The organism is Labrenzia sp. CP4, from assembly GCF_001579905.1.
GTDB lineage: Bacteria > Pseudomonadota > Alphaproteobacteria > Rhizobiales > Stappiaceae > Roseibium > Roseibium algicola.
Genome location: NZ_CP011927.1, coordinates 4468929 through 4487214, shown reverse-complemented (window position 1 = coordinate 4487214; position 18286 = coordinate 4468929). Strand labels below are relative to the sequence as shown.

Sequence of the window (18286 nt, the reverse complement as noted above, 5' to 3'; positions counted from 1 at the left end):
GAACAGTCCGTCGCCGCGTGATGCTCCGGCCGGTGCATCAGGTCAGGCTCACAGCGTTGCGCCTGCCACGCCAGCCGCCGAGCAACAGGCTGCACCAAGGGGTACCTACCAGGGTGAACATGCGGCGCCCGCGTCAGGTCATCAAACCGATCTCCATCAGTCGCCGGGCGTGGCCCAACCCGGCTTTTCGGTGGGGGCGCCAGACGCCCCTCAAACGCTGCCAGACTCTCATCCTTCGGTGGATGTTTCAGCTCTGCCGGACGCTCCTGTAAGGCCTCTTCCGCCAGTCGGAACACAACCTCCTGCGGGCACACAACCACCTGGCGGAACACAGCCGCCGGCAGGAACTCAACCTCCCGGCGGAACGCAGCAGCCCTCCGTGTTGCTCACGGGGGTGCATACGTTCACTGGCGGCGCACATCCGCCAGCGGCTACCCAGCAAACTCCTGCCCAGATCGTGGCTCAGACACCATCTCAAACTTCTGCACAGATCGGTGGCGTTGATACGACGACCGTTACAGAAGACAGGAACGTTGTTGCGGGGGAGCTCTCAGCAGGTGGCAAGTTACAGATCACCGACCCGGATCCCGGGCAGGATCATTTCATTGCGGTATCCGGTATCGCAGGGACAGGTAGCTACGGTCGCTTCGAGTTTCACCCAGATGGCCAATGGACCTACATTGCGGACAACAGTCAGGCAGTGGTCCAGGGGCTTAAGCCCGGTGACAGTCTGACAGACAGATTCACGGTTCACAGTGCGGATGGCACAACGCACGAATTGCGTGTGGTGATCGGTGGCACAAACGATCGGCCTGCCCTGAGCGCCGCGACGGCTGCTGTGACCGAGGATGGGCGTGTCGCCACAGGGCAGATGTCGGCCACGGACGTGGACAAAGGGGACACGAGGGCCTTTAGCATCGGCCAGCCGGTCGATGGCTTGACGATGAACAAAGATGGTTCATGGAGCTTTGATCCAGGCCATACAGCCTATCAGCATTTGGCGGCAGGCCAGACCGAGCAGATCACCGTTCCAGTTACTGTCACCGATAGTAGCGGTGCCACCGACACGCAAAATCTCGTCATAACGGTGACGGGCACCAATGACGGCGCGCGGATCGGTGGAACAGCGGTTGGCACGGTCACGGAAGATACGCAGCTCACCACGGGCGGCAAGCTGGACGTGACAGACCCGGATGCCGGGCAGGCTCAGTTCGTGCCGCAGCCGAATGCCGCGGGTGCCCATGGGACGTTCTCGGTGCAGCCGGACGGGACCTGGAGCTATCATCTCGACAATAGCCAACCCGCAGTGCAGGCGCTGACGTCGGGCGGTGGACAGCTCACCGATACGCTCACCGTATCGACGCTCGACGGAACAACCTCGACAATCACGGTGCACATAGGTGGTACGAATGATGCCCCGGTTCTGACAGCAGCGACAGCCTCAGCCACCGAGGATGGCAGCGCGGTGACCGGCCACATGTCGGCGACGGACGTGGACACAGGTGATACCAAGGCGTTTTCCATTGGCCAGCCGGTCGACGGCTTCACCATGAATGGAGATGGTTCCTGGAGTTTTGACCCCAGCCATGCTGCCTACCAGCACCTTGCTGCCGGCCAGACCGAGCAGGTCACCATCCCGGTGACTGTCACCGACAGTGCCGGGGCCACGGATACGAAAGACCTTGTCATCACAGTCACTGGGACCGGCGACGCAGCGATCATCAGTGGTGTCGACACGGGCAGTGTGACCGAGAATATGGGCGGGCGAGACATGTCGCCGGACTACGCCCAGCCGGGAATTGCAAAGCTCTGGCACCAGACGATCCAGGCAACGGGCACTCTCACGATCACCGATCCGGACAGCGGCGAGTCGTCTTTTGATACGCATGGTCTCGGCTGGACCTATCACGGCCAATACGGTGACCTCATGCTGAGGGACAATGGCGAGTGGTTCTACAACGCTGATGTCGGCAGCGTGCGCTCCGTTGGCGGTTATACAACGACGCGCGGGACGGCCATTGACCAGTTGGGTGAAGGTCAAAGCCTGACGGACACCGTCACCGTCTATTCCAAAGATGGTACGGCGCATGACATCGTGATCACCATCCATGGGAGCAACGACCGGCCCTATTGCTCCTCCGAAGTACAACTGCCGGGCGGCACGGAAGATGTCACCCAGACCTTCACCCTGAATCAGCTCCTGGCCAACACGGTGGATGTCGATGCCAATGATGCGGGCAAGCTGACAATCGCAGCTTTGCGGGTCGATCACGGTTCGATCCGGGACAACCAGGACGGAACCTACACCTATACGCCGGAGGCCAATTACAACGGACAGGTCCACTTTACCTATGATGTTCAGGATGCCCATGGCGGCGTCACACATACCGGGGCAATCACGACACTCGCGGCCGTGAATGACGCTGCGGTGATCACCGGCACGGATAGGGGCGCTGCCACCGAAGACACTCATATCGACGCTTCTGGTCACCTTACAGCGACAGGCAAGCTTGACGTGACCGATCCGGATGCAGGCGAGGCGCGGTTCGTCAGTCCGCCTATGACCGGCCCGCACGGCGGCTCACTGACTATCGATCCGGACGGCACCTGGCACTATTCCGTCGACAACGCGCAGGCAGCGGTCCAAAGCCTTGGTGCTGGCGCGCATCTCACCGAGACTTTCACAGTCGCGACAGCGGACGGGACGACGCACGACATTTCAGTCACCCTAACGGGCACCAACGACGCGCCTTTCCTGACGGCTGCGACGGCTTCGGCCACGGAGGACGGCAGTGCGGTGACGGGCCAGATGTCGGCGACGGATGTCGACACGGGCGACACCAAGGCGTTCTCCATCGGTCAGCCTGTTGCCGGCTTCACGATGAACACGGATGGTTCGTGGAATTTCGATCCGTCCCATACGGCCTACCAGCACCTTGCCGCAGGCCAGACCGAGCAGGTGACCATTCCGGTGACCGTTACCGACAGTGCCGGGGCAACGGACACGCAAAACCTGGTCGTCACGGTGACGGGCACCAACGATGCACCAGTGGTTTCGGGTCCGGTCGATCTTGGCAGTGGCAAGGAAGACCAGGCGGTCTCGATCACGCTGCCGCAGCTCCTGGCCCATGTGACAGACGTGGACAGCACCGATACGCTGTCGGTAACTGGCTTGACTGCCACACACGGGACGATCACCGGCGACGCGGCGCATGGGTTCATCTTCACGCCCGACCCGAACTACAACGGTCCGGTGGGTCTGAAGTATCAGGTGACCGATGGTCATGGCGGTTCGGCGCTTCAGTCGGCCTCCCTGACCCTCGTGCCGGTCGGCGACCCGGCTGTCATCGGCGGGCAGGACAAGGGCGATGTCACGGAAGACAACACCACTGGCCTCTACGCATTGTCTGCCAACGGCAAGCTGACGATTTCCGACCCGGACGCGGGCGAGGCGAAGTTTGTCTCCTATACGTCCTACCAGATGGCCTACCCGACATCGCTGGGTGGAAATTCACGTCTGACGATCTATCCCTGGGGCACCTGGCATTATGACGGTGACAACAATCTGCCGCAGGTCCAGGCCCTGAAAGCCGGCGATACGCTTGTCGACACCGTCACGGTGCGGTCCGTTGATGGTACGACGCATACGATCCACATCACGATCCACGGCACAAATGACAGGCCAGTCCTGAGTGCCGCGACAGCATCGGCGACAGAAGACGGCAACACGGTCACCGGCCAGATGTCGGCAACGGATGTCGACACGGGTGACACGAAGGCCTTCTCGATTGGGCAGCCGGTTGCCGGCTTCACGATGCATACCGACGGTTCCTGGAGCTTTGATCCGTCCCACGCTGCCTATCAGCACCTGGCGGACGGACAAACCCAGCAGGTGACCATCCCGGTGACGGTTACCGACAGTGCCGGGGCGACGGACACGCAAAACCTGGTCGTCTCGGTGACGGGCACCAACGATGCACCCGTGGTCTCGGGTCCGGTCGATCTTGGCAGTGGCAAGGAAGACCAGGCGGTCTCGATCACCGCAGCTCAGCTTCTGGCACATGCCACGGACATCGACACGGGCGATGTACTTTCTGTCACCGGGCTGAGTGCCAGCCACGGGATCATCACCGGCGATGCCGCGCATGGCTTCACCTTCACACCTGATGCCAACTACAATGGTCCGGTGAGCCTGAGCTATCAGGTCACCGACGGACATGGGGGCAGTGTCCCGCAGACCGCGAGCCTGGTCCTGGGGGCGACACCGGACGCAGCAGTCATCACGGGAACCGACACGGGCTCGGTGACGGAAGACAAGCACGTCACTGGAGGCTTGCTGACGGCGGGCGGCACCCTGATGGTTGTTGACCCGGATGCGGGCGAGGCGGCGTTTACACCGGTCACGGGAGCAGCAGGTGCGGGGACATACGGCACATTCACGCTGGATGCCCAGGGCCACTGGACGTATACGGCCGACAACAGTCAGGCAGCCGTTCAGGCGCTCCAGGTGGGTGGTACGCCGCTCACGGACACGCTCACAGTCACCAGTCTCGACGGGACCACCCATGACATCACCGTCACCATTACGGGGACCAACGATGCCCCGGTCCTGATGGCGGCGACAGCCTCGGCCACCGAAGACGGCGGCACTGTCACAGGACAGATGGTGGCAACGGATGTGGACACCGGAGATACCAGGGCCTTCTCCATCGGTCAGCCCATCGACGGCTTCACCATGAACACGGACGGTTCGTGGAATTTCGACCCAAGCCATGCAGCTTACCAGCATCTGGCAGCCGGTCAGACCCAACAGGTCACCATCCCGGTCGCTGTCACCGACAGCGCCGGCGCCACTGACGCGCAAAGCCTTGTCATCACCGTAACCGGCACCAACGATGGTCCGGTTCTGACTGCTGCCACCGCATCGGCGGTGGAAGACGGCAAGGTCGTCACGGGACAGATGATCGCCACGGACGTGGATACGGGCGACACGAAGAGTTTCTCGATCAGCCATCCCGTCGATGGTTTCGCGATGAACTCCGACGGCTCGTGGACCTTTGATCCGTCTCACGCCGCCTACCAGCACCTGGCGCAAGGCCAGGTCGAACAGCTCACTATCCCGGTGACCGTGACCGACAGAGCCGGTGCCACCGATACGGAAAACCTCGTCATTACCGTGACCGGTACCTACGACGCACCCGCCGTGACGCCATCCGTTGCAGCAGTGCAGGGCGTGGGCTCACAACATCTTACCGGAACGTTCAGCGGCGGTGGCCAAGGTGGATGGGGCATCGACAACGGGCATGGCGGTGTCGTCCTTTCGCTTCAAGGCCTCTACGGGACTTTGGTCATTGATCAGCAAACCGGGCACTTCGAGTATCACTATCAACAGAACTCGGGTGTCATAAAGCAGGGTGGAACTTCCACAGCGTCTGGTCAGCACATCGACACCTTCCACATCGTTCAGCAGGGCGCCTCTGCCGGGACTGCGGATGTTCAGGTCCAGATCGATGTTCAAAGCGTTCACGGCAGCAGTGGCCACCATGTCGATCACACGGTACTGCAAGGCATTACCTTCTCTCCTGTGCCAACCGTTCAGCATGATGCGCCCGATGAGCCAGATATTGACGACATCACCATCGATCTGATGAGTGCCGATCCAGCTCCGCCGCCAGACCACGACACGTCTTCCCAAGACGTTGCGGATGCTACAACCGGGCTTGGTCACGTCGAGAGCCAGACCGGTGACACCAATCCGGATGCGCCGCAGCAGCCGCCAATTGAACCTGCTGACGCCGGAGCCGGAAGACTGGCTTCCTATTTCGAGGCAATCGGACAGGATCCGGAGGCGCCTCAAGCTCCGCCGGTACACGCAGACCAATTGGGTGCCTATCTTGATGCAGTTGGTGTCGATCCTGCCAGCGCCACGGCTTTGAGCGATCTGCCAGACCCTGCGACGCTGCCGGGAGATGATGTGTCAGGCCTGGATGATGACGGACAACAGGGCGCGAATACCGCCGCTTCGGATGACGTTTCTGTTGCCGATTTGCCAGATCCTCTTTTGCCCAACCCGAATGACGATACGAACCAGCACGGGTAGGCCTGTCAGGCCGCCGATAAACCAATCGGGACTAAGACATATGTTCAAATTCGGCATTTGCTTCGCTGTCGCACTCACCTTTGCAGCGATTCCCGCTACCGCCGGACAGTGGCGAGCTGTCTTTCCTGCCGGCGAAAGGATGCACAGCAGCTCATGGGAGCACGAAAGGGGATGCGGCCCGAACCAGTTGGCGGGTGTCTCGTGTTCCATCTTCAGCGGGCGGTTCGTCCGGGTGTCGGCGCAGCCGTCCAAAGGTGTCGCCTATTGTGGCGAGGCGGCAGGAAAACAGAGAATTGAATACAACACACCGGAACAACCCGACGGTGAATGGGATGCTGTCGTGACGGTGAACGGGACAGATATCAGGGCCATGACGGCCTATAGCTACTTCGGCAAAACACAACCGCCGCACGGCTTTGTGGTCGCCCTCTTGGGGGAAGACCACTCCGAATACTTGGTGTTCGAAGACGCCGGTCAGCGTTGGCTGGAATTCGGCGACAGCCGCTACGACGAGTGCGACTGACCAACAGCCTTGTTGAAGACGTTGCGGCCAACGTGAACGAGGTCACGCAAATGGTCTCCCTGACCGAGTGACCGCCTCCTCCTCACGCAGCTTTGACGAAATGGAACAAGGCGGCCTGCCATGTATCCCTGAATACGCGACCTGTCAGTGGCTGATCATCCAGGGGCGTTTTGAGGGGAACGTCTTGCTGCCGTCGGCCTTGTAGACCGCACTTGAGCGAAAATTGCCTTTTGAGCCGGAACAGCACGAGCAGCCTGACGGGTGACGTTTTCGGTTTTCCCTCGCACTGTCGTCACGATCCGACTTGGTCGAGAATTTCGGATTGTGCCGGGACGTTTCATTGCGCTGATGGGCAGCCCGGTCGCTGGGAGACAGGCCCGACATATGCGGCGCCTGAAGGATCGCGCGCGGGGTTTCCGCCTTGCAGATCGGACATTCGATCGGATCCGCATGGGCGGACATCGGCCGGTTGGCGGAGATGGGACCGCAGGAAGCGCACAGATAATCGTAGGTTGGCATGATTGATCCTGAAAGACGGAAAGCCGGCTGGCCGGCGAAATGGGTTCGAGACGGGCAGGGCCCGTCTCGTCGTCACGTCCGGATCAGAGATCCGGGGAAAGCGGAACGTCGACCGATCCGTCAATGAAGGTCTTCGGTCCGTCCGCACCCGGCATCATGTCGAAGTCGAAGATGTCGGTGGGCAACCACAAGGTGGCACAGGCATTTGGAATATCGACCACGCCCGAAATATGTCCTTGTACAGGCGCCGTTCCCAGGATGGCGTAGGCCTGCGCGCCGGAATAGCCGAACTTCTTCATGTACTCGATGGCGTTGAGGCAGGCCATGCGATAGGCGATGTGCACGTCAAGGTAATGCTGTGTGCCAGCCTCATCGACCGAGATGCCTTCGAAGATCAGGTAGTCGTCATATTTCGGCGTGATCGGCGACGGTTTGAAGATCGGGTTCTTGATCCCGTATTTCGCGACCCCGCCCTTGATCAGGTTGACCCGGATGTGCAGCCAGCCGGCCATTTCGATCGCGCCGCAGAAGGTGATTTCACCGTCGCCCTGGCTGAAATGCAGGTCACCCATGGAGAGACCGGCACCGTCCACATAGACCGGGAAATAGATCTTTGACCCGCGCGAAAGATCCTTGATGTCGCAGTTGCCGCCATGTTCACGCGGGGGAACCGTCCGCGCGCCTTCGGCAGCGGCCTTGTCGCGCGCTTCGCCCTTGAGCTGTCCCATATGCGCAGACTGTGTGTTCGGCAGGGCGGCAAGTGCCGGAACGCGGTCGGGATCCGTATCGAACAACGATTTTTCGCGACTGTTCCACATGTCCAGCATCTTGCGGTCCGGCAGGCAGCCGATCAGACCCGGGTGGATCAGGCCGGCATAGCTGACGCCCGGCACATGGCGCGAGCGCGTGAACATGCCTTCGAAATCCCAGATGGATTTCTGGGCTTCCGGGAAATGCTCCGTCAGGAACCCGCCGCCATTCTGCTTGGAGAAGAAGCCGTTGAAGCCCCAGAGCATTTCTTCCTTGGCGCCGATGTCGAGGATATCGACGACCAGTAGGTCGCCCGGCTCGGCCCCTTTGACGCCGATCGGACCGGAGAGGTAGTGCACCTGTTCCAGTTCGACATCGCGCACATCCGCCGCGTTGTCGTCGTTCTTGATCTGCCCGCCGGTCCAGTCATAGGTCTCGATCTTGAAGTCGTCGCCCGGCTCCACCCAGACCGCCATCGGAATATCCGGGTGCCAGCGGTTATGGACCTTTTCATTGGTATGCGGGGACTCGCTCAAATCTACCGAAATCAGTGTATCTGCCATGGGGTTCTCCTCTGGATTTGCGCCTGAAAAGCGTGCGCTGTTGAACTGGATGAGCTGGTTAGACGGACAGGAACGCGGAGACTTTTTCCTCGTCGACGCTTGCCCGCGGTTCGTCGTGGACAAGGCGGCCGTTCTCCAGGACGAGCACCCGGTCGGCGACGTCGAGGGCGAAGGACAGAACCTGTTCCGACACAACGATGGAAAGTCCGCGCTCGTCGCGGATACGTTTCAGGACGCGGCCCATCTCGCGGATGATCGACGGCTGGATGCCTTCGGTCGGTTCGTCCAGCAGCAGGACCTTCGGGTTCGTCGCCAGCGCGCGGGCAATCGCCAGCTGCTGTTGCTGGCCGCCCGAGAGATTGCCGCCGCGACGGCCCTTCATGTCGAGCAGCACCGGAAACAGCTCGTAGATGTCGCCGGGAACCCTGCTCTGACCGCTGATGGTCAGGCCGGTTTCGATGTTTTCCTGGACCGTCATGGTCGGAAAGATCATCCGCCCCTGAGGCACATAGGCGATGCCTCTGGCGACGCGCTCGTAGCTCTTCATGGTGGTGATGTCGACGCCGTCGACCGCGGCAGCGCCGTTGCTGGTGGGCACGATCCCCATCAGGGATTTCATCAGCGTGGTCTTGCCCATGCCGTTGCGGCCCATGATGGCGATGATTTCTCCCGGCGCGACCGTGAAGTCGAGGCCGTGCAGGACTTCGCTCTGGCCGTAGGCAACGTGATACTGTGCAACATTGAGCATGATCGCCTCCTAGTGGCCGAGATAAACGTCAATGACCTTGGGATCGGCCTGCACCTTTGCCATGGAGCCCTCGGAGAGGATCTTGCCCTGGTGCAGGACGGTGACGCGGTGGGCGATGTCCTCGACAAATTTCATGTCGTGTTCGACGACCATCACCGAACGTCCCTTGGTGATTTCGTTGAGAAGCTTCGCGGTCTGCTTGCGCTCCGAGACGCTCATGCCGGCAACAGGTTCGTCGAGCATCAGGAGTTCCGGGTCCTGGATCAGCAACATGCCGATCTCCAGCCATTGTTTCTGGCCGTGGCTGAGCAGGGCTGCCTGCATGTCCAGGAGCGTGTCGAGGAACACCATTTCGGCAATCTCGCGCACGCGTGTCGTCACCTCCGCATCGCGCTTGAAGGTGAGGGCACCGAAGACACTTCGGCCACGGGGAAAGGAAAGCTCCAGGTTCTCGAAGACCGTCAGGTCCTCATAGATGGACGGGTTCTGGAACTTGCGTCCGACCCCCTCAAGCACGATCTCGTGTTCGCGCAGCTGGGTCAGTTCTTTTTGGCGGAATTTGATCGAACCGGCGGTCGCCTTGGTGCGGCCGCAGATCAGATCGAGAACCGTTGTCTTGCCCGCGCCGTTCGGTCCGATGATGACGTGGATCTCATTTTCGTCGACGTAAAGGTTCAGGTCGTTCACTGCCTTGAAGCCATCAAAGGAAACAGACAGGTTTTCGATGGACAGCAGGAAGTCGGTGTTGTTGCTGATGGTGTTCATGTGTCTCTCCTACTCGGCTGGCTTTGCGGTTGCGTCGCCGTCAAGGTCGGGGGGAGGGCTGACTGGTTCTAACCTGTTGCCGCTATTGCCCCGTGAAATCAGCCGGTCGACATGCGGTGCCAGGTAGGTGCGATAGAGGCCGGACAATCCGTTCGGGAACACCAGGACAACGGCGATGAAGAGCCCGCCCAGGCCAAAGAGCCACAACTCGGGGAAGGTTTCGGAAAAGGTGGTCTTGGCCCAGTTCACCAGCAGCGTTCCGTAGACCGCGCCGAAGATGGAAAGCCTGCCGCCGACCGCACAGAAGATGACCATCTCGATGGAAGGAACGATGCCCACGAACGAGGGGGACATGAAGCCGACCTGCAAGGTGAACATGGCGCCGCCGATGGCTGAAAGGACCGCGGCAAAACAGAAGACGAAGATCTTGATGTTGGAAACGTCGTAACCGGAAAACCGGACCCGGTCCTCCTTGTCCCTGACGGCGACCAAGAGACGGCCGAGCTTGCTTTTGAGAACGAACTGGCTCAGCAGCAGGACGGCGATCAGAAGACCTCCGTTGACGTAGTAGAGAACGTATTTGGCTTCGTCGGTGCGGATGTCCCAGCCCTTCAGGGTCCTGAGATCCGTGATGCCGTTGACGCCGCCAGTATAGCCCTGCTGCCCGATGATCAGGATCGTCAGGATGGCTGCAATTGCCTGGGTAATGATGGCGAAATAGACACCGCCAACCCTTCGCTTGAACATCGCCGCACCAATTACGAAGGCAAACAGCGCGGGAAGGACGATGATGGCCAGCAGCGTGAAGGTCAGGCTGTTGAAGGGTTCCCAGAACCAGGGCAGGGACGTGATCTGGTTCCAGTCCATGAAGTCGGGAATGCCCGGGGTGGACTGGATCGCGGTCGCTTCCGGCGTGGAGGCCTCCAGCTTCAGGTACATGGCCATGCAATAGCCGCCCAGGCCGAAGAAGACGCCTTGCCCAAGGCTCAGGATACCGCCCTTGCCCCAGCACAGCACCAGCCCGATAGCGACGAAGGCATAGGTCAGGTATTTGCCGAACAGGTTGAGACGGAAGATGTCCATCGACAGGGGCATCAAGACGAAGATCAGCGCGGCCACGACCAGCAGTCCGATCAGTTCCTGTCGAGACAGCAGGGATTTCACATGTGTCATCGGAACCTCCTCAGCGACGGATTTTCAGGGAGAAGAGACCTTCGGGGCGCAGCATCAGGATCCCGACGACGGTCAGCAGGGTGAGGACCTTCGCCATGGAGCCGGACAGGAAGAACTCCATGGTGGACTGGGCCTGACTGATGGCGAAGGAAGACGCGATCGTTCCGAGCAGGCTTGCTGCGCCACCGAAAACGACGATCAGGAAGGTATCGACGATATAAAGCTGCCCGGCGGTCGGCCCGGTCGAGCCGATCATGGTGAAGGCGCTGCCTGCAATGCCCGCAATGCCGCAGCCAAGAGCAAAGGTGTGCCGGTCGACCCTTTCGGTGTTGATGCCGACGGCCCCGGCCATGACGCGGTTCTGGACCACAGCGCGGGTCTGCATGCCCATGCGGGAGCGGAACAGGATGAAATAGACGCCGATGGCGATGACCAGGGTCAGCACCATGACGAAGATGCCGTTGATCGGGATTTCAATGATGTCCGTCAGCGGCACGGACCCGAGCAGCCAGTTCGGCAGGCTGACGCCGACTTCACGCGCGCCGAAGATCGACCGGTAGGCCTGCTGAAGGATGAGGCTCAGGCCCCAGGTCGCCAGCAGGGTATCCAGCGGACGCTTGTAGAGATGCCTTATGAGCGACCATTCGACGAGTGCCCCGAGTGCACCCGCAGCGACGAAGGCCAATGCCATGGCGAAGAAGAAGTAGATGCCGAAAAGGGACGGGACATAGGTCTCGACGAAATTGGAGCAAAGATAGGTGACATAGGCGCCAAGGATCATGAACTCGCCATGAGCCATGTTGATGACGCCCATCTGGCCGAAGATGATTGCAAGACCCAGGGCCATGAGGACGAAAACGGAAAACAGGATCAGTCCGGCAAAACCCTGCATGGCGAATATGGACCCGAGTTCCGTCCATGAATAATCGGCGAACATTGCGCGCGTCTCCATGCTGCGGGGTCAAGGCGGAACGCCTGTTCCCCTGCTGCGAATAAGGGTTTGAAACGAAGGGGACGGGCGCTGCGCAGGCTGCCTCCACGCAGCGCCCCGGTTATGCCCGCTTTCTGGAAGGGCGTTTCCATCCCTGGGGGAACTGTCGGAGGCTTATTGGTAGCCTTCCGGGAACGGATCCGGCTCCATCAGGTCGGCCGTCTCGTAAACCAGCTCGTACTGGCCGTCCGGCTTGGCAAGGCCGATGCGGGTCTTGGACCACAGGTGGTGGTTTTCATGGACGCGGACATAGCCTTCCGGCGCGGTGGTGAGCTCGATGCCTGGGGAGGCAAGACGCACCTTGTCGATGTCGAAGCTGCCGGCCTTTTCAACCGCGGCCTTCCAGAGCCAGGGGCCGAGGTAGGCGGCCTGCGTTACGTCGCCGATAACGATGTCGTCACCCCACATTTCCTTGAAGGACTTGACGAATTCGGCGTTGTTCTCATTGTCGAGAGACTGGAAATACTTCATCGCGGCATAAGCGCCTTCGATGTTCTCGCCGCCGATGCCGCGGATTTCATCCTCGGTCACCGAGATAGTCAGAAGAACCGGCTTTTCCTTGGTCATGTCGATGCCGGCAGCCTTCAGCTGCTTGTAGAAGGCAACGTTGGAACCACCCACGACAATGGCGTAGATCACGTCCGGCTTCTTCAGCTTGATCTTGTTGATCACCGAGTTGAACTGGGTGTGGCCGAGCGGATAGTACTCTTCGCCGACAACCTCCAGGCCAAGCTTCTCGATGTGCTTGCGGGCGATCTTGTTGGACGTCCGCGGCCAGATATAGTCGGAACCAAGCAGGTAGAAGCTCTTGGCGCCTTTTTCCTTGGCGACCCAGTCGATGCCGGCGATGATCTGCTGGGTGGCTTCCTGGCCGGTGTAGATCACGTTGGGGGACTGTTCCAGGCCTTCATAGAAGGTCGGATAGTAGAGCATGCCGTTATACTGCTCGAAGACGGGCAGAACAGCCTTGCGCGACGCGGATGTCCAGCATCCGAAAACAGCCGCGACCTTGTCGTTCACCAGCAACTTTTTTGCCTTTTCGGCAAAGGTCGGCCAGTCGGATGCGCCATCTTCCTGGATGTATTCGATCTTGCGTCCAAGCACGCCGCCCATGGCGTTGATCTGGTCGATGGCGAGCTTTTCTGCCTGCACCGACCCGGTCTCGGAAATCGCCATGGTTCCGGTGACGGAGTGCAGGATGCCGACCTTCACGGTGTCTTCTGTGACCGCGAGGCCAGTCGTGTTGGCGTCGTCGGCGATGGCAGGTGCAAATGTGCTGGCGGTGGCCAGCATTGCCGCGGCTGCCGTGCCTGACAGCACGGACCGGCGAGACAGCCGGTGGTCAATCAAGTCTTTCAGACGTTTCATTCTCTGGACCCCTCTGAGGTTGAGGTTGAAGCAGAGCGCCGTGAAGCTCCTCCGCATGCATCCAAGGCTCGTCTGGAATTGTGCAGTGCCGCAATGCGTCAGTTGCTGTGGGTTATTTGACTTATTTCTCCGCACTACCGCATGTGAAAGACTTCCATGTTTGGAATAAATTCATAGTCCAAAAATCTGAAATTCGATCGTAAGATAAGTTGTCATTCGTATTTTTTGAATTCGAACGAATTGTATTGATGGGAATATTGAAATTTTTTAATATTTTTTGAATGAGGCATAGAAATTGCTTGGAAGTTCGTCGATTGGCGGTTGTTGATCAATTCGAGGGGGAGGCCGCAAATCTTGAACAAAAATGTGCATGAAAAATAGATGCAATGCACAATGAGTGGGCTGGCGCGCCGGTTCCGGCGGGCGGGATGGTGATGGGCAATGGGTAGTCATCAGCGGGTTGTGCGCCTGCGGAGAACATACAATCAATGGGTCGCAAATCAGACCCTGGAGGACTTTGCGCTCCGTTTCACCGCCAAAAGCGCCCGCCGCTGGTCTCCGGTCTGGGTTGCCAACACCGCGCTGGGCGCAATTTCCTTCCTGGCCCTTGAGGCGATCGGGGCTGCCGTCACTTACAACTACGGTTTCACGAATGCCGTCTCGTCGATTGGCGTCGTCTGCCTGCTCATATTCATTACCGGCCTTCCGATTGCCTACCATGCCGTGAAATACGGCGTGGATATCGACCTGCTCACCCGCGGAGCCGGGTTCGGTTATATCGGCTCGACAGTAACCTCGCTGATCTACGCAAGTTTCACCTTCATCTTCTTCGCCCTCGAGGCGGCCATCATGGCAACGGCGCTGGAGCTGTTCCTCGGTGTGCCGCTCAACATCGGCTACCTTCTGTGCACGCTTGTGGTCATTCCGCTGGTGATCTACGGCATCACCCTGATCAGCCGGCTGCAGATCTACACCCAGCCGCTCTGGATCGTGTTGCAGATCCTGCCGTTTGCTTTCCTGGCCTGGCAGGGCGTGGCTCCGCTGGACGACTGGCAGAACTTCTCTGGCCGGCTGGGCGACGAGGGCGGCCAGTTCAGCCTCCTGCTTTTCGGTGCTTCAAGCGCCGTTCTGTTCTCGCTGATCGCGCAGATCGGCGAACAGGTTGATTTCCTGCGCTTTCTGCCGCGCCAACGGCGCGGGCACAGGCTGAAATGGTGGTTCGCCCTTCTGGCGGCAGGTCCAGGCTGGATCCTGATCGGCGCGGTGAAACTGCTGCTGGGGTCGTTCCTGGTGGTTCTGGCCCTGCAGAGCGGCCTCAGTCCGGACAAGGCAATCGAACCGACGCACATGTATCTGGTCGCCTTCACCAAGGCCACGACGCCGGAGGTGGCAGTCGCCCTGACGGGGCTCTTCGTGATTGTCTGCCAGGTCAAGATCAACGTGACCAACTCCTACGCCGGCTCCATTGCCTGGTCGAACTTCTTCTCCCGTCTCACCCACAGCCACCCGGGCCGGGTGGTGTGGCTGGTCTTCAATGTGTCAATTGCACTCGCGCTCATGGAGCTTGGTGTCTACAAGGCGCTGGAACGAACGCTCGGTCTTTATTCCGTGGTTGCCGTTGCCTGGATCGGCGCGATCTTTGCCGATCTTGTCATCAACAAGCCGCTTGGGCTCAGCCCGAAACATATCGAGTTCAAGCGTGCCCATCTGTACGACATCAATCCGGTCGGCCTTGGCTCTATGGGCGCGGCAAGCCTGATCGCCCTCATTGCCTATTCTGGGGTGTTCGGCCAGACCGCTCATGCGCTGGCAAGCTACATTGCTCTGTTTACCGCCATTCTCCTTGCCCCGCTGATCGCCTACGCGACCGGCGGCAAATATTATATCGCCCGTGAACCGGTACGGGCTGTAACCCCCGACGGCGAACGTCCCCCCGACATTCAATGCTGTATTTGCGAGCATACGTTCGAGCATGAGGACATGGCGCATTGCCCGGTCTATTCGGGGCCGATCTGCTCGCTGTGCTGCTCACTCGATGCGCGCTGCGAGGATGACTGCAAACAGGAAGCACGCATCGGCGACCAGGTCACTGTTCTGCTTCATTCGATCCTTCCGGACCGGATCGCCGGCTGGATGAGCTCCCGGATCGGGCTTTATTTCAGTGTCATGATCCTGATCACCGCTTCACTCGGGGCGATCCTGTCGCTTGTCTATGTCGAGGCGGAATCCATTTCGCCGGGGGCGGGCAGCGAAGGGGTCGGCAGGGCGCTGACCCAGGTCTTCTTCATTCTGCTGGTCACCTCGGGTGTCATGGCCTGGCTGTTCGTTCTTGTCCACGAAAGCCGGAAGTTCGCCAATGAGGAAACAAGGCGCCAGACCAGCCTTTTGATGAAGGAAATCCGCGCGCACAAACGCACCGACGCCAAGTTGCAGAAAGCCAAGGAAGCCGCGGAGGCCGCCAACGAAGCCAAGAGCCGTTATGTGGTCGGCATCAGCCACGAACTGCGCTCGCCGCTAAATGCGATCTCCGGCTACGCTCAGTTGATGCGCAAGGACCCGGCAATCCCCGCCCACAGACGAGACGCCGTGAAGGTGATCCAGCATTCGGCCGATCACCTAGCCGGGCTGATCGAGGGCCTGCTGGACATCTCCAAGATCGAGGCCGGGCATCTCACCATCTACCGGGAACGGTTCAACCTGCATGAATTCCTGGCACAGACAGTCGACATGTTCCGCCTCCAGACCGACGCCAAGGAATTGCGCTTTCTGTTCGAACCTGCCGAAAACCTTCCGGTGTTCGTGTTCGGTGACGAGAAGCGCTTGCGGCAGGTGCTGATCAACCTGTTGTCGAACGCCATCAAATGGACAGACACAGGCAGCGTCAAACTGAAGGTGTCCTATCACAGCCAAGTTGCCGAATTTGCAGTGGTCGATACCGGCATCGGCATCGCTCCGGAAAATCTCGAGCGGATCTTCAATCCGTTCGAACGCATAGAGGAAGACGGCAAGGAGGCCGTTCCCGGGACGGGGCTCGGTCTGACGATCACCAAACTCCTGAGCGAAGTGATGGGCGGTGACATCCAGGTTTCAAGCACGGTTGGTGCCGGCAGCACGTTCAAGGTCCGCATGCTTTTGAGCGCCGCGGAAGCGCCGATCCAGGCGGGGCGGGCGGAAAAACGCATTCGCGGGTATCACGGTCCGATCCAGACGATCATGGTGGTGGATGACGACCCCGCCCAAAGGGAGCTGATCAGGGATTTCCTGTCGCCTCTCGGTTTCAAGGTTCTTGCCGCGGCAAGCGGCCGCTCGTGTCTGGCGATGGTACAGGACGAACATCCCGATGCCTTTCTGCTCGACATAAGCATGCCGGGCATGAGTGGCTGGGACCTTGCCCGCAAGCTGCGGGAAAGCGGATTTGGCGATGCGGTCATCATCATGATTTCGGCCAATGCGGATGACAGTGGTCGGGACCCGGTGCACCGTATCTATCATGACGATTACCTGGTGAAGCCCGTGAGACTGCAGGAATTGCAGGACAAGCTTCAGCTGGCATTGAAACTCGTCTGGCGCACGGACGACCCCGCGGCAGCGCCGCCGGCAGAGGGGCTGCGATCGTCGGGCAGGGCGATATTCGAGAAGGCCTGCCTGCCGTCGGAAGAGAGCCTCGGGATTTTGAAACAGCTGAGCGACATCGGCTATGTGCGTGGAATCAAGGCAAAACTCGACGACATCGAGGCGCATGAGCCGCATGCGGCGGACTTTGTCCATCACATGCGGCGTCTCATCAGGGAATTCGATCTCACCCAATACGACAAGCTTCTGGAAAGGCTCGGACATGATCATGAATGCTCCTAGTCAGGCCGAGACGGTGCTGCTGGTCGATGACACACCTTCTTCCCTGGGCATGCTTTCGGACGCCCTAGAGGAAGCCGGTTTCACCGTTCTGGTGGCTCAAAGCGGTCGAAAGGCGATAGAAATCGCAGCCCGCGTGATCCCCAATGCGATCCTCATGGACGCGATCATGCCGGAGCTCGACGGTTTCGAAACCAGCAAGCGCCTGAAGGCGCTGGAAGACCTTCGGGATGTACCGGTTCTCTTCATGACCGGACTGAGCGAGACGGAACATATTGTCAGGGGCCTGGAATCAGGTGGCGTCGACTATGTCACCAAGCCGGTCAACCCGGACGAACTGATCGCCCGCCTGCGCGTGCATATTTCCAACGCCCGGAATTCGCGCAGCGCCCATGTCGCACTTGATGCATCCGGACGTTACTTGATGTCGGTCGACCTGTCGGGCGCCGTATGCTGGGCGACACCGCAGGCCTCCGCGCTGCTTGGTACGGGCACGGCCGAGGACGCAGCGGCTGCCGGGCAGTTGCCGGAAGCTGCCGTCGACTGGCTACGCCATTACCTGCTGCCACAGGGAAAGGCTGCCCAGAAGGAAGAGGACATTGTTGCCCGTATCAAGGGACGGGAGTTGCGGTTCACTTATGCCGGCAACATCAGCGCGGGTGAGCATCTGCTGCGCGTGTCGGATGTCTCGGACAGCGTGCCTTCCGAAATCCTGAAGGATGCCTTCGACCTGACGGAACGCGAAGCCGAAGTCCTGATCTGGATTGCCAACGGAAAGTCCAACAAGGAAATCGCCTCCATTCTGGACATGAGCCCGCGCACGGTGAACAAGCATTTGGACCGGATCTTCGGCAAGCTGGGCGTTGAAAACCGGACCTCGGCCGCGGTTGTTTCACTGAGACGTATCCTGGAAGGCTGATCTCGACGCGCAAGA

Annotated in this window: 11 protein-coding genes; 4 read left to right on the top strand and 7 right to left on the bottom strand. The window is 60.0% G+C overall.

The genetic code is table 11. The features are described 5' to 3' along the window. Positions 1-379: 379 nt before the first annotated feature. Together ACP90_RS20600 and ACP90_RS20595 are read left to right on the top strand one after the other, a co-directional pair. Entirely contained in the window at positions 380-6100 is a 5721-nt protein-coding gene (locus ACP90_RS20600; RefSeq protein ID WP_158514203.1) for a VCBS domain-containing protein, read from the top strand. Between the two features lie 40 nt (positions 6101-6140). Further along, on the top strand, positions 6141-6623 hold the full coding sequence (locus ACP90_RS20595; RefSeq protein ID WP_062489749.1) for a hypothetical protein: 483 nt from the start codon (positions 6141-6143) through the stop codon (positions 6621-6623). A 144-nt stretch (positions 6624-6767) separates the two neighbouring features. Here the strand turns inward: ACP90_RS20595 and ACP90_RS20590 are convergent, their stop codons facing one another. From ACP90_RS20590 to urtA, 7 genes are all read right to left on the bottom strand, one after another. Continuing rightward, positions 6768-7142: an FmdB family zinc ribbon protein gene (locus tag ACP90_RS20590; RefSeq protein ID WP_062489748.1), complete on the bottom strand. Its 375-nt coding sequence runs from the start codon at positions 7140-7142 to the stop codon at positions 6768-6770. An 83-nt stretch (positions 7143-7225) separates the two neighbouring features. Next, positions 7226-8455 (bottom strand): formamidase, encoded by a 1230-nt coding sequence (gene fmdA / locus ACP90_RS20585; RefSeq protein WP_062489746.1) that lies wholly within the window; start codon positions 8453-8455, stop codon positions 7226-7228. A 58-nt stretch (positions 8456-8513) separates the two neighbouring features. Continuing rightward, positions 8514-9203 (bottom strand): urea ABC transporter ATP-binding subunit UrtE, encoded by a 690-nt coding sequence (urtE, locus tag ACP90_RS20580; protein ID WP_062489743.1) that lies wholly within the window; start codon positions 9201-9203, stop codon positions 8514-8516. Between the two features lie 9 nt (positions 9204-9212). Next, positions 9213-9968, bottom strand: a complete 756-nt coding sequence (gene urtD / locus ACP90_RS20575; RefSeq protein ID WP_022999885.1) for an urea ABC transporter ATP-binding protein UrtD — start codon at positions 9966-9968, stop codon at positions 9213-9215. A 9-nt stretch (positions 9969-9977) separates the two neighbouring features. Further along, positions 9978-11141 (bottom strand): urea ABC transporter permease subunit UrtC, encoded by a 1164-nt coding sequence (urtC, locus tag ACP90_RS20570; protein WP_062489740.1) that lies wholly within the window; start codon positions 11139-11141, stop codon positions 9978-9980. 10 nt (positions 11142-11151) lie between these two features. Beyond that, a complete protein-coding gene (gene urtB / locus ACP90_RS20565) occupies positions 11152-12078 on the bottom strand; it encodes an urea ABC transporter permease subunit UrtB (protein WP_062491829.1) in 927 nt (308 codons plus the stop codon). Positions 12079-12246: 168 nt separating this feature from the next. Then, a complete protein-coding gene (urtA, locus tag ACP90_RS20560) occupies positions 12247-13425 on the bottom strand; it encodes an urea ABC transporter substrate-binding protein (RefSeq protein ID WP_208984573.1) in 1179 nt (392 codons plus the stop codon). A 516-nt stretch (positions 13426-13941) separates the two neighbouring features. On the opposite strand from urtA, the gene ACP90_RS20555 reads away from it, so the two are divergent. Then, positions 13942-17355 (top strand): ATP-binding protein, encoded by a 3414-nt coding sequence (locus ACP90_RS20555; RefSeq protein WP_062489738.1) that lies wholly within the window; start codon positions 13942-13944, stop codon positions 17353-17355. Next, positions 17342-18271 (top strand): DNA-binding response regulator, encoded by a 930-nt coding sequence (locus tag ACP90_RS20550; RefSeq protein ID WP_062491827.1) that lies wholly within the window; start codon positions 17342-17344, stop codon positions 18269-18271. The genes ACP90_RS20555 and ACP90_RS20550 overlap by 14 nt, the downstream gene beginning before the upstream one ends. Positions 18272-18286: the final 15 nt, after the last annotated feature.

Excerpts from the sequence above, each read along its gene's own strand:
- ACP90_RS20595 (WP_062489749.1), top strand. The coding sequence starts at position 6,141 with ATGTTCAAATTCGGCATTTGCTTCGCTGTCGCACTCACCTTTGCAGCG.
- ACP90_RS20590 (WP_062489748.1), bottom strand. The coding sequence starts at position 7,142 with ATGCCAACCTACGATTATCTGTGCGCTTCCTGCGGTCCCATCTCCGCC.
- fmdA (WP_062489746.1), bottom strand. The coding sequence starts at position 8,455 with ATGGCAGATACACTGATTTCGGTAGATTTGAGCGAGTCCCCGCATACC.
- urtE (WP_062489743.1), bottom strand. The coding sequence starts at position 9,203 with ATGCTCAATGTTGCACAGTATCACGTTGCCTACGGCCAGAGCGAAGTC.
- urtD (WP_022999885.1), bottom strand. The coding sequence starts at position 9,968 with ATGAACACCATCAGCAACAACACCGACTTCCTGCTGTCCATCGAAAAC.
- urtC (WP_062489740.1), bottom strand. The coding sequence starts at position 11,141 with ATGACACATGTGAAATCCCTGCTGTCTCGACAGGAACTGATCGGACTG.
- urtB (WP_062491829.1), bottom strand. The coding sequence starts at position 12,078 with ATGTTCGCCGATTATTCATGGACGGAACTCGGGTCCATATTCGCCATG.
- urtA (WP_208984573.1), bottom strand. The coding sequence starts at position 13,425 with ATGCTGGCCACCGCCAGCACATTTGCACCTGCCATCGCCGACGACGCC.
- ACP90_RS20555 (WP_062489738.1), top strand. The coding sequence starts at position 13,942 with ATGGGTAGTCATCAGCGGGTTGTGCGCCTGCGGAGAACATACAATCAA.
- ACP90_RS20550 (WP_062491827.1), top strand. The coding sequence starts at position 17,342 with ATGAATGCTCCTAGTCAGGCCGAGACGGTGCTGCTGGTCGATGACACA.